Here is a 12,148-nt window from a genome sequence, read left to right as displayed (position 1 = left end):
GTTTATCCCTGTTTGACTTTGAGCGGCAGCACGCGGACCGGATCGCCGGCCTTCACGTCGAGCGCGACGGCATCGTCGGCCGACAGCACGAACGAACCGTTCGCGACCACGCCCGGCGCGACGCCGACGCGGAAATCGGTGAGCGACGTGTTCGACACGAGCGACGTCGGCGGACGGTCGCCCTGCGCGTCGGGCACGCCGATCGCGACCGGTACGACGACGCTTTCACGCACTGTGCGCAAGTCGTTCACGTGGCATTCGAGCACGGGGCCCGCGTCGAAGATGTCGACGTGGTTCTGGTAGCGCAGCCCTTCCGCCTCGAGCATCTTGCGGGCCGGCAGCGTGTCGCGGTGCGTGAGGCCGACCGCATCCTGCGCGTCCTGCGGCAGCAGGTCGACATATACCGGGTAGCGCGGCATCAGTTCCGCGAGGAACGACTTGCGGCCGTGCGAGCTCAGGTAGTCGGCTGCGTTGAAATCGATCTGGTAGAAGTGCGAACCGACTGCGCGCCAGAACGGCGACGTGCCGTCTTCGTCGAAGTGGCCGCGCAGTTCCGCGCAGATGCGTTCCGGAAAGCGCTCGCGGAACTGCGCGATGAACATGAAGCGCGAGCGCGACAGCAGGCCGCCGACGCCGCCCGTGCGATAGCGCGGGCTCAGGAACAGCGAGCACACTTCCGCGTAGCCCGTCAGGTCGTGCGAGATGTTCAGCGCGGACATCCGCGTCCACACGCCGAGCTCCTGGCTCGCGTGCACGACCGTGCTCACGCGGTAGTTGTAGAACGGCTGCTCGAGACCGACCTGCGATTCGATTCCGCATACGCCCGCGATGTCTCCCGTCTTCGAGTCTTCCATCACGAAGAAGTAGCCGGCCTCGCCGGGCGCGGCCTCGCCCGCCAGCGTGCGGCGCGTGCGCTCGATGCGCGCGGCGAGCGCGTCGCGGTCGGGCTTGAACGTGGTCAGGCCCGGCCCGGTTTCCTTCGCGAGCGACACGAGCGCGTCGACGTCGCCCGTTTGTACGACCCGAACGACGATCATGCTGCGTCTCCCTTCAAATCTTCATCGTCGCGGCGGTGCAGCGGCACGCAGCGCACGACATCGCCATCCTTCACACCGAGCGCCGCGCGCACGTCGCCGGCCAGCGGCGCGTCGCCCACATCGCCCGGCAGGTCGGTCAGCACGCAGCGGAACGATTCGCCGCTGCCCGTCGACACCATGTACGCGACATCGCCCTGCTGGTGCGCGGCTTCGCGCACGACGCACTCCGTGCCGTGCTTCACGCACGCGGTGCGGTCAACCTGCGCGGTCAGCACCGGGCCTGCGTCGAAGATGTCGACGAAGCGGTCGGGTTCGAAGCCTTCCTCGAGATGGATGTCGTACGCGAGCAGCGCCGTCTCGTTCGGCTCGCCGAGCACGCGCTGCGCGGCTTCCGGCAGCAGCGGCACGTAGATCGGATAGGCCGGCATCACTTCCGCGATGAACGTGCGGCTGCGGCCGCCCGACGCGATGTCGACGTCGGTGAAGTCGCGGCCCACCGCTTCCCAGAACGGCGATGCGCCGTTGCCGTCGCTGACGCCGAGCAGCAGCGTGAACACTTCGGGCGTGAAGCGGCGGCGGTTCGCGGCGATGTACATCATCCGGGCGCGCGAGATCAGGTGCGCGGCCGCGTCGCCGCGCAGCGACGGATCGACGTAGAAGCCGGCGAGCCGGCTCTTGCCGGTCAGCTCGTGCGACATCGTGAGCGCGTGGATCTTGCGGTTCACGTGCAGCTCGCGCGACGCGTGGATCAGTGCGTCGTTGCGAAACGCGTAGAACGGTTCCGAGTAGCCGGCCGCTGCCACGATGCTCGCCGTGCCGAGCAGCTTGCCCGTCGACGAATCCTCGAGCACGAAGAGGTAGAACTCCTCGCCGGCGAAGTCGACGTCCGCGCGAAACGAATCCTCGGAAAGCGCCACGCGCGCTTCGAGCGCCGCACGGTCGTGCGGCAGCGAGTGCAGGACCGGCTGCGCGGTGCGCGCCATGTGCGCGAGCGCATCGAGATCCGTGAGTTTGCCGGGGCGAACAAATAGCATCGTCGTTCCTGTCTGCGATGGGTGCGCCGATCAGCGCGCGGTGGCTTCCTGCGCGGCGAGCACTTGTTCGACTGCCTTCTCGAAGCGCTTGACGCCTTCGTCGAGCAGGTCGAACGGGATCACCAGCGACGGGACGAAGCGCAGCACGTTCGGGCCGGCGATCAGCATGATCAGGCCGTTCTCGGCGGCTGCGTTGACGAAGTCCTTCGCGCGGCCGTCGAACGCGGCGGTGAGTTCCACGCCGACGAGCAGGCCCTTGCCGCGGATGTCGTTGAAGATGCCGAAGCGTGCGTTGATGCGTTCGAGCGCGCCCTTCAGGCGCACGCTGCGTTCGCGCACGCCTTCGAGCAGTGCCGGGTCGCCGATCAGTTCGACGACCTTGTCGGCAATCGCCGATGCGAGCGGGTTGCCCCCGTACGTCGTGCCGTGCACGCCGACCTTGAAGTGAGCGGCCAGTTCGTTCGTCGTCAGCATCGCGCCGATCGGGAAGCCGTTGCCGAGCGCCTTGGCGGTCGTCAGGATGTCCGGCGTGACGCCCGTGTCCATGTACGCGTAGAACTGGCCCGTGCGGCCGACGCCCGTTTGCACTTCGTCGAAAATCAGCAGTGCGTTGTTGGCATCGCACGCTTCGCGCAGTGCTTTCAGGAAGGCCGGATCGGCCGGGATCACGCCGCCTTCGCCCTGCACGGGCTCGACGATCACCGCGCAGGTTTGCGGGCCGATCGCTGCCTTCGCGGCTTCGATGTCGTTGTATGGCAGGTGCTTGATGCCGGCCGGCACGGGGCCGAAGCCTTCCGAGTACTTCGGCTGGCCGCCGACGCTGACCGTGAAGAACGTGCGGCCGTGGAACGACTGCACGAACGAGATGATTTCGAATTTGTCGGCGCCGTGGCGATCGAATGCGACGCGGCGTGCGAGCTTCAGTGCGGCTTCGTTCGCTTCCGCGCCCGAGTTCGCGAAGAATGCGCGATCGGCGAAGGTCAGCGATTCGAGGCGCTTCGCGAGGCGCAGCACCGGTTCGTTCGTGTAGCCGTTGCCGATGTGCCAGAGCTTGCGGCCTTGTTCGTCCAGGACCTTCAGCAGTTCCGGGTGGCCGTGGCCGAGCGACGTCACCGCGATGCCGCACGCGAAATCCACGTACTCGCGGCCGGCCGTGTCCCACACTCGGGAGCCCTCTGCGCGATCCGGCACGAACGGGGCGGGGGAAAATACCGGCACCATCACTTCGTCGAATGTCTGGCGGGTCACGGTCGAGGTCGTCATGGTCGTTCCTTTCGGTTTCGTAAGAGGGTTCAACAGGATCAAGTTTAGGTAAGGGTGACGCAAGCGTCTTGCGGAATTGCGACGGGTTCTATCGGAAGCCCCTTTTTCTGCTGCTATTTTGCCCTTCCGGGCGGGGGGCTGTGGGTTTTGGTGTCAGGGTGGTTTTTTGGGTGGTTCGCTCGCGTTGGGCGTGAAGCACCTGTGATCGTGTCGGTCTATTAGTGTCGCCCCTGCGCGGGGCGGCGGTTACTTTTCTTTGTCTTGCCAAAGAAAAGTAACCAAAAGAAAGGCGCTCGGAAAACGCATGACTTCCCGGTGCCGTGGTCATCAGAGTGGATCGCACCTAAGTGTCCGCGCCAGTCAGGAGACCGGAGTGGTTCGAGCAATGGTTCCGACACCACTCACCACCCAACAGAGCGGTATACCACCCGCCAGCTCCATCCTCGCTGCGCTCGGCTGCAAGGTACACATCTCTCAAGCGGAGCTGTTGGTCGATCAGTTCCGGGAATCACGGCGCGCACGCGACGCCACGAATCCTATGCACAGGCAGCCTGTCATTCTCACAGCCCACAAGAATGACGCAGCCGGCGAACGAGGAATAACGCAGTCGGCACATTGCTTGATGACACGGAACAAATGAGCACCGGTCGGCAAATTGCACACCCAGCGCGATCACTCTGTCTCAAGCGCCTCGAACAATATCGAGATGCACCCTTACGTCGTGCCGATACGATTGTGAATTTCCGCGAGGGCCAAACGATGAATAGAAGAATTGCGGTTGTTGGCGATAGTCTTTCAAGCGGCGGAACAATCAACTCATACAGCGGGCCACCGTTCCTGGTCCACGGGCATCAAGCAGCCTTGATTGGCGGCAGTGCGTTCTGCACTGCATGTCAAAGCACCGGCATCATCGCAAAGGCTGGCGGGCCATATCGGCTCAAGTTTCAGGGAGAAGTCGCACTAGACCGCGATACTGTCCTGTGCGGGTGCCCGACTCCGCCGAACATCGTTGCTCTGCTTGCCGGTGAAGCATGGTGTGATGATGGGCTAAAAGGCCTCGGGGAGGTCATTTCGAGCCGAACGATAACGGGTCGCGTCGTGTCGATCAAGAAAGGTGCATTTGATGAACAGGTCGAAGCGAAGACTAGCGGCAGTATTGCCCACGGGCCGGAAGGTTACCCCTATTACATCGAGACGGCAGACGGCCGCGTCCATTCCGGCGTGCTCGATGCGAGCGGCGCGCTACCGCGCGTCCACACCGGTGACGGATCCGGAGACTACACCGTCTATTGGGGAGACGAAGCAATTGCAAAAAAGCTCACCGGGGTAAGCCATGCCTAATCCTCCCACGAAGGTCCGCACGAACGACACACCAAAATCAAAGAAATCTGTACAGCTTCAAGCGCTGTCCTTTCAAGAGCTTTGGAACGCGTACCCGAAGAAAGACCCCTACGACGACCCCACTGGCGAATATGAGAATCAATGCGCCATTCGCTTGAGCGTCACGTTTCACGGCATCGGAAGCGCCATGAAGTCGTTTTCGCAAAATGTGTTGAAGCCGATGCCGGGGAAGAAAACGCTAGGCCGTCTGATACTTGGTGGCAAATCGACTGCGACGCGCGCGTACGAGCTGGCTGAATGGTTAAAGCTGCGTCCATTCCTGGGGCTTGGCAAACCTGAAAACATCACCGGCCCGGACTGGCAAGACAAGGTAAAAAACCGAACCGGTATCATCTACTTTTTCGGCTACTGGCGACAGGACGGCGACTCAGCCGACGTACTAAGCGGCGGTCATATCGACCTGTGGAACAAGGACACGCTTACGCCATCCGTCGTGAGTTTCTTACGCTTCCGCATTGGCATGTCGCGATTCCGAAACCCACTGACAAACAACAACTGGTTCTCCGACCTTGCCAATTCGAAAGAAATCCTTTTCTGGGAAGTGAAATGAAACGTATGGCGCTTGCTGTACTGGGGTTCGTATGGGGCTTGCTCGTCACATGGGTGACCATCTATGCCCTCAATCACATCCATTGGCCCGAGGTGAAATCACATGCGACAGGTTGCAACGACATGGAACACTGCGCATCGCATGCGAAGTTCCTGTGGGGCATGTTCGCCATGCTGTTATGGCCCGCTGTCTCATGCGCGATATTAAATGCGGTAGCGTATAAACGATGGTCGGGACGTCGCTGGGGCGGAGCGTTTTTCGTTGTAACGTTGCTCGCCACGCTGTTCTATTGCAAGCCATACGTCGCACCCTACTTAGGTCTTGCCGGCTAACCCCTATCGCTGCTCTTGGGGATCGGACGTGCGCCGTCGCGGTCCATGTGTCGCACGCCTCCTGGCAAGGTCACCGCAAACACCATCACCGCGACTTGAAGCACCTTGCAGCCGAGCGAAGCGAGGATGGAGCTAGCGGGCGGTATACCGCTCTGTTGGGTGGTGAGTGGTGTCGGAACCATTGCTCGAACCACTCTGGTTTCCTGACTGGCGCGGACACTTAGGTGCGATCCACTCCGGCGACCACGGCACCGGGAAGTCATGCGTTCTCACAGCGCCTTTCTTTTGGTTACTTTTCTTTGGCAAGACAAAGAAAAGTAACCGCCGCCCCGCGCAGGGGCGACGCAAATAGACCGACACGATCACAGGTGCTTCACGAAAACCGCGAGCGAACCACAAATCAATCCTTCCCACCCCGCTCGACCAGAGCGCCCCCACGAGGCTCACTCCCGGTCTGCTTTTCGAGCCACGCTCGCCGATCCTCCCGAGGCGTAACCCCGAACCTCTCGCGATAGGCATTGGAAAAATGCGCAGCAGAAGAAAACCCACAGGCGAGACTAACCTGCACGACCGATTTGCTCGTGCGCTGCAACTGCGTCCTTGCCTTGAGCAACCGCAAATTGAGGTAATACTTGGACGGCATCGCCCCGAGATACTGCCGAAAGAGCCGCTCGAGCTGCCGCCTCGACACGCCGACGAGCTCGGCGATCTCATCGGTAGTCAAAGGATCCTCGACATTGGCTTCCATCAACAGCAACGCATCGTTCAGCCGCGGATGCCGCTCGCCAGGCGCAGTAACGAAAGGAATCCGCTGGCGTTCCTCGCCACTCCGCAAGGTCCCCGCACCGAGCGCATCGGCGATCCTCTCGGCGAGATCGGCACCATGTTCCCGGCCAATCATGGCCAGCATGAAATCAACGGTAGTCTGCCCACCGGCACAGGTCGCGCGGTCCCGATCGATCTCGAAGATCTGCTGCGTGACGATCGACCGCTCGAACTGCTCGGCGAACTGCTGATACGTCTCCCAGTTCACGCTCACGCGATAACCGGAAAGCTGCCCGGCCATCGCGAGCCACCATACGCCGTGGTGAATGCCGGTCACGAGCGGCGTACGCTGCCCGACCCGCGCGAGACTCGCGAGAAACAGCCGATAGTCGGCAAACTGCTGAAACCGCTCGGTCACGACGATCAGCCAGTCGCACGCGATCGCATCGTTGAACGCGGCATCGGCATGCCACTGCGCACCGCCCGCGAGCGGCACGGGCCGCCCGTCCCACGAACACACCTGCCAGCGATACAGCAGCCGGCCGTCGATCTCGTTCGCAAGATTCAGCGCGTCGACGATCGGGCCCACGCCCGACATCGACACGGGCGGCAATGCAACGATCGCCACCTGCGTCGTGCGGGTGGCGCCTGCGGGACGGGACACCGGTACCACGTATGAAACCTGCCTTGTCGCGTTACTTGAGGCTGCCCGACAGGAACTGCTTGAGCCGCTCGCTCTGCGGGCGCACCAGCACTTCCTTCGGATCGCCCTCTTCCTCGGTCCGCCCCTGATGCAGGAACATCACATGATTCGACACGTTGCGCGCGAACCCCATCTCGTGCGTGACGACGATCATCGTGCGGCCTTCCTCGGCGAGCTTCTGCATCACCTTCAGCACTTCGCCCACCAGCTCCGGGTCGAGCGCCGACGTCGGCTCGTCGAACAGCATCACGTCCGGATGCATCGCGAGCGCACGCGCAATCGCGACGCGCTGCTGCTGGCCGCCCGACAGATGCGACGGATACTGTTTCTCGACGCGCGGCGCGAGGCCGACCTTCTCGAGATACGCGCGGGCGCGATCCTCGGCTTCCTTCTTCGGAATGCCAAGCACGTGCACGGGCGCTTCCATCACGTTCTCGAGCACGTTCATGTGCGCCCACAGATTGAAGTGCTGGAACACCATCGCGAGCTTCGTGCGGATACGCTGCAGCTGCTTGTGATCGGCGACTTCCAGCGCACCGGTGCGGTCGGTCTTCGTGCGGACGGTCTCGCCGTCGACGACGATCTGCCCCGCATTCGGCCGCTCGAGAAAATTGATGCAGCGCAGGAACGTGCTCTTGCCCGAGCCGCTCGCGCCGATGATGCTGATGACGTCACCGGCCTTCGCGTTCAGCGATACGCCCTTGAGCACCTCGTTGTCGCCATAGCGCTTGTGGATGTCGACCGCCGCAAGCTTGGTGGAAGCGGAAGCGCTCGTTTGAGTGATCTCGGCCATCTGGCTCTCCTCGAAGTGAAATCAATGACGGCCGGCCGCGAGATACGCGAGCCAGTGGCGCTCCGCACGGCGAAACGCCGCGACGAGTGCGAAAGATACCGCAAGATAGATCAGCGCGGCGATTCCGAACGACTGGAACGCCATGTAGGTCGCGGAATTCGCATCGCGCGCGACCTTCAGGATGTCGGGTACGGTCGCAGTGAACGCGACGGTCGTCGCGTGCAGCATCAGGATCACCTCGTTGCTGTACAGCGGCAGCGCGCGACGCAGCGCCGACGGCAGGATCACGCGGCGGTACATCGTGAACGGCGTCATCCCGTATGCCCGCGCAGCCTCGACCTCGCCGTGCGGAATTGCGCGGATCGCACCCGCGAAGATCTCGGTCGTGTACGCGCAGGTGTTCAGCGCGAACGCGAGAATCGCGCAGTTGAAGCCGCTGCGGAAGAACGCGTCGAGCAGCGAATGCGAACGCACGAACTCGAGGCTGTACATGCCCGTGTACATCAGCAGCAGCTGCACGTAGAGCGGCGTGCCGCGGAACACGTACGTGTAGAACCGCACGGGCATCGACACCCACTTCTTCTTCGACACGCGCGCGACCGCGAGCGGCACCGCGCACACGAAGCCGAGCGAAATCGACGCGACGAGCAGCCACAACGTCACCGCAAGGCCGGAGAGGCGCTGGCCGTCCCAGTAAAGGAACGCCTTGCCGAATTCCTGGAGGATCTCGATCATAGTTCTGCGTGCCGCACGCCCATGGAATAACGCTTCTCGAGCTGGATCAGCACGAGGTTGGAAACGGTCGTGATCGCGAGGTAGATCAGCGCCGCGACGAGGATGAAGAAGAACATGTTGAACGTGCTCTTGCCGGCGTCCTGCGCGGCCTTCACGACGTCCGCGAGGCCGATGATCGACACCAGTGCGGTCGCCTTCACGAGCACTTGCCAGTTGTTCCCGATCCCGGGCAGCGCAAAGCGCATCATCTGAGGAAACATGATCCGCGCGAATACGCGCGCGCCGCTCATCCCGTACGCGGCACCGGCTTCGAGCTGGCCGCGCGGCACCGACAGGAACGCGCCGCGAAACGTCTCGGTGAAGTACGCGCCGTAGATGAAGCCGAGCGTCAGCACGCCGGCCACGAACGGATCGATGTCGATCTGGCTCCAGCCGACGAGGTCGGTGAACTGGTTCAGCCAGATCTGGATGCTGTAGAACAGCAGCAGCATCAGCACAAGATCCGGCACCGAGCGGATCAACGTCGTATAACCGGTCGCGATCGCTCGCAGCACCCGGTTGTGCGACAGCTTCGCCACCGCGCCGATCAGTCCCAGCGCCACCGCAGTGGCGAGCGACAGCACCGACAGCTCGATGGTCTGCACGGTGCCGGCCCAGAGGACAGGACCAAAGCCGTAAAGGAACACGCGCGCCTCCAGAGTTGGAATGGATGCCGACGCGAATGCCTGTCCCGCGCCGGGGTGACGCGGATAGTCGCAAGCGAAATTGTTTGTCTCAAATCACCTGGCACACGTTTGCTGCGCCGCAGCAACCCGTCCGGTCATTGCGAGCCCGGCCTACGCCGCTGTTTCAAAAGGAAAAAAGCCGCTTCCTGACAGTCGGATGACACGCAGGGAAGCGGACTTTTTGCAATTTTCCGGTCGCTTTTTCGATATAGCGCCGAACGCGGGCCGGCTCACCGCCCCTTCAGGATGTCGGAGCGCGAAGTCGTATAGACGAGCCCGTCCGGGCCGAAATGGACGTTGAAGAATGCGTCGGTGTTGACGCCGTCCTCGAGCCAGCGCCAGCTCCAGACCGTCTCGGGCTTCAGCGGATACTGCGCGATGTCGCCGGGCTTGCCGAGCAGGCGCCGCACCTCGTCCTCGTTCATCCCGGGGCGCACCTTCGCGAAATTCTCGGCGGTCAGCACCTGCGTCGCGCCCGTGTAACGGCCGCTCGCATCGAGATCGACGAACCAGGTCTGGTTGCCCATCGGGCCGCGCGGATATTCGAGACGCTTCGAGCCGTCGGTGAACACGCGCTCGGTCTCGGGCTTGCCCATCGTGCCGCGCACGTCGGCCTCGGTCGATTCGCCGACCTTCAGCCCCTTCAGCAGCAGCGGTGCGGGCTTGATCGCGTTGAAGAAGTCCCTGATGCGTTGCACGTCGAGGTTACCTTGCTTGTCGTCGCAGCCGGTCAGCGCCAGCGCAGCGGCCAGCATCGTCACGGGAAGCAGCCGGAAACGGAAAATCATCGGAAGAAATGCGCGTCGAGAAAACACGCGGCAAGCATACCCGCACGACGCCAAAAGCGCGAGACGGGCGCGCGGCCCGTCTCGTGTTCAATGCGTCGTTTCGGTTTCGGCTTCGGTTTCGGGCGTGCGGCTCGCCGGATGCGGCGCGCGCGGCCCGGCCGGCGGCGCGTCGTCGATGCGGCGGCGCGTGCGCACGAGCTCGGCGAGCTGCCACGAACCGAGCGCCACGCAGCCGAACAGCACCTCGCGGCCGCGCTTGACCAGCGCGAGCGACAGCGCCGTCTCGCGATCGACGCCGAACATCTGCGCGAGCAGCACGACGGTCGCCTCCTGCACGCCGAGGCCGCCCGGCACCATGAACGCCGCATGCCGCACGGCCTGCGTCATCGCCTCGATCGCGATCGCACCGCCGATCGACACCGGATGGCCGAGCAGCGCGAGCGCCCAGTAGATCTCGAGCGCGCCGAGCACGTAGCCGGCCAGCTGCCAGAAGAATGCGCTGAACAGCAGGCCCGTGCGCGACATCAGCCCGTCGATGTCGGCGTCGAGCCGGCGGCCGTCGACGCCCTGCAGCAGCCGGTGTGAATCGCCGAGCAGGCGGCCCGCGAAACGCTCGATCGCATGGAAGATGCCGCCGCGCCGCATCAGCACGACGCCGAGCACGGGCAACGGCAGCGTCAGCAGCAGCGCGAGGCCGATCGTGCCGCCGCCCATGTTGTCCGTCGTCGACAGCAGCAGCACGAGGCCGAGCGCCGCGAACGCATACTGGACGACGATCGTCACGAGCACCTCGACGATCACCGACGCCGTCACGCGGCTCGCGTCGGGTACCTGCCAGCGCGCGAGCCGGATGCCGACGAGTTCGCCGCCGATCCCGACCACCGGCAGCAGCCGGTTCACGGCCTCGCGCACGGTCGCGATCCACCACAGGAACGGCAGCGAGCTGCGCCGGTCGAGCAGCTGGTGCCATGCATACGCATCGAGCAGCAGCGGCAGCGCGTGGAACGGCACGAGCCACAGCAGCGCGTAACCGGCGCGCGCGAGCATCTGCGACACGTCGCCGATACCTTCGTGCAGCCCCAGCGCGAGCAGGATGCCGATGCCGATCGGCCAGCCGAGCCACTTGATCCACCTGGTCATGACGGCTGCGCTCCCGGTGCGCGCGGCGTGTGCGCGCCGCGCTGCGCCGCACGCTGGCCGAACACGTCGGCAAAGCCGCCGGTCGCGACGCCCGCCGCCTTCAGCGCGGCGGCGACACGCGGCGACAGCAGCGCATCGAGTTCGTCCACCGGACGGTAGCCGGCCATCGTCGGCGTGATCGGGCCGTCGCCGGCCTCGGCCGGATGGCAGTAGATCTCGCCGACGCCCGGCGGCAGCGTGGCGAGCGCATCGAGCAGCACGGCCTCGTCCATCGCGCCCGTGTGTTCGATCCCGACCACGTAGTCGTTGTGCGCGAGCCCCGCGCGGTCGAGCCGTGCGCGCACGAGCGCGATCCACGGCTTGAGCAGCGCGGGCGCACTCGTCTCGTAAGGCAGCCGCACCGCGCGCAGCCCGTAGTCGCGGCCGATCTCGATGATCATCGACAGCACGGTCGGATGCAGGTGGAAATGCTTGTGCGCGTTCACGTGGTCGAGCGGCAGGCCGCTCGCCGCGAACGCGTCGAACTGCGCGCGGATCTCGCTGCGCAGTTGCGCACGCACGTGCGGCAGGAAAAAGAAGCGACAGCCGTCCTTCGCCATCGCGTCGCCGAACCGCCCGTCGGGGCCGACGAGCGCGGGAATGTCATGCGCGGGCAGCGTGGCCGGCCCGTCCGCGAGGACGAGGTGCAGGCCGACCGCGAGCGACGGCAGCCGCCGCGCGCGTTCGATCGCATCCTGCGCGGCGGGCGCACCGACCATCAGGCTCGCGGCGTTCAGCACGCCGTCGCGGTGCGCACGCTCGACCGCCGCGTTGACGCGCGGGTGCAGCCCGAAGTCGTCCGCGGTGAAGATCAGCGCCCGCGCCGCCCGCTGAGTCGCCACG

Annotated in this window: 13 protein-coding genes; 3 read left to right on the top strand and 10 right to left on the bottom strand. The window is 64.3% G+C overall.

The annotated features are described in order from the left end of the window. Positions 1–2: 2 nt before the first annotated feature. From astA to MRS60_RS05885, 3 genes are read right to left on the bottom strand one after another with little or no spacing between them, the layout of a single operon-like run. Positions 3–1,037 carry an arginine N-succinyltransferase gene (astA, locus tag MRS60_RS05895; protein WP_034183146.1) on the bottom strand — a complete coding sequence of 345 codons (1,035 nt, stop codon included), beginning with the start codon at positions 1,035–1,037 and terminating at the stop codon, positions 3–5. After that, a complete protein-coding gene (gene aruF / locus MRS60_RS05890) occupies positions 1,034–2,071 on the bottom strand; it encodes an arginine/ornithine succinyltransferase subunit alpha (RefSeq protein ID WP_243565372.1) in 1,038 nt (345 codons plus the stop codon). The genes astA and aruF overlap by 4 nt, the downstream gene beginning before the upstream one ends. A gap of 30 nt (positions 2,072–2,101) precedes the next feature. Beyond that, positions 2,102–3,334, bottom strand: coding sequence for an aspartate aminotransferase family protein (locus MRS60_RS05885; RefSeq protein ID WP_243565371.1), 1,233 nt, complete (start codon positions 3,332–3,334; stop codon positions 2,102–2,104). 759 nt (positions 3,335–4,093) lie between these two features. On the opposite strand from MRS60_RS05885, the gene MRS60_RS05880 reads away from it, so the two are divergent. The 3 genes from MRS60_RS05880 to MRS60_RS05870 are packed head-to-tail and all read left to right on the top strand — an operon-like array spanning position 4,094 to position 5,617. Beyond that, positions 4,094–4,675 carry a PAAR domain-containing protein gene (locus MRS60_RS05880; protein WP_243565603.1) on the top strand — a complete coding sequence of 194 codons (582 nt, stop codon included), beginning with the start codon at positions 4,094–4,096 and terminating at the stop codon, positions 4,673–4,675. Beyond that, positions 4,668–5,285, top strand: coding sequence for a type VI secretion system amidase effector protein Tae4 (locus tag MRS60_RS05875; RefSeq protein WP_243565370.1), 618 nt, complete (start codon positions 4,668–4,670; stop codon positions 5,283–5,285). The genes MRS60_RS05880 and MRS60_RS05875 overlap by 8 nt, the downstream gene beginning before the upstream one ends. Then, positions 5,282–5,617, top strand: coding sequence for a hypothetical protein (locus MRS60_RS05870; RefSeq protein WP_243565369.1), 336 nt, complete (start codon positions 5,282–5,284; stop codon positions 5,615–5,617). Before MRS60_RS05875 ends, MRS60_RS05870 begins: the two co-directional genes overlap by 4 nt. Positions 5,618–6,017: 400 nt before the next feature. On the opposite strand, the gene MRS60_RS05865 is transcribed toward MRS60_RS05870, so the two are convergent. The 7 genes from MRS60_RS05865 to hpnK form a co-directional block, all read right to left on the bottom strand. Beyond that, entirely contained in the window at positions 6,018–7,055 is a 1,038-nt protein-coding gene (locus tag MRS60_RS05865) for a GlxA family transcriptional regulator (protein ID WP_105390747.1), read from the bottom strand. Between the two features lie 22 nt (positions 7,056–7,077). After that, on the bottom strand, positions 7,078–7,878 hold the full coding sequence (locus MRS60_RS05860) for an ABC transporter ATP-binding protein (RefSeq protein ID WP_175962334.1): 801 nt from the start codon (positions 7,876–7,878) through the stop codon (positions 7,078–7,080). A gap of 21 nt (positions 7,879–7,899) precedes the next feature. Continuing rightward, complete coding sequence (locus MRS60_RS05855) at positions 7,900–8,613, bottom strand: ABC transporter permease (protein WP_006401214.1); 714 nt, start codon at positions 8,611–8,613, stop codon at positions 7,900–7,902. Next, entirely contained in the window at positions 8,610–9,299 is a 690-nt protein-coding gene (locus MRS60_RS05850) for an ABC transporter permease (protein WP_034183141.1), read from the bottom strand. Before MRS60_RS05850 ends, MRS60_RS05855 begins: the two co-directional genes overlap by 4 nt. A gap of 269 nt (positions 9,300–9,568) precedes the next feature. Beyond that, positions 9,569–10,126, bottom strand: a complete 558-nt coding sequence (locus MRS60_RS05845; protein ID WP_034183140.1) for a lipoprotein — start codon at positions 10,124–10,126, stop codon at positions 9,569–9,571. Between the two features lie 87 nt (positions 10,127–10,213). Continuing rightward, positions 10,214–11,266 (bottom strand): HpnL family protein, encoded by a 1,053-nt coding sequence (locus tag MRS60_RS05840; protein WP_105390746.1) that lies wholly within the window; start codon positions 11,264–11,266, stop codon positions 10,214–10,216. Next, positions 11,263–12,147 carry a hopanoid biosynthesis-associated protein HpnK gene (gene hpnK, locus MRS60_RS05835; RefSeq protein WP_243565368.1) on the bottom strand — a complete coding sequence of 295 codons (885 nt, stop codon included), beginning with the start codon at positions 12,145–12,147 and terminating at the stop codon, positions 11,263–11,265. The genes MRS60_RS05840 and hpnK overlap by 4 nt, the downstream gene beginning before the upstream one ends. Position 12,148 lies beyond the last annotated feature (1 nt).

This window comes from Burkholderia pyrrocinia (assembly GCF_022809715.1).
In the GTDB taxonomy this organism is placed as follows: domain Bacteria; phylum Pseudomonadota; class Gammaproteobacteria; order Burkholderiales; family Burkholderiaceae; genus Burkholderia; species Burkholderia pyrrocinia_C.
This window is presented reverse-complemented; position numbering and strand designations above follow the sequence as displayed.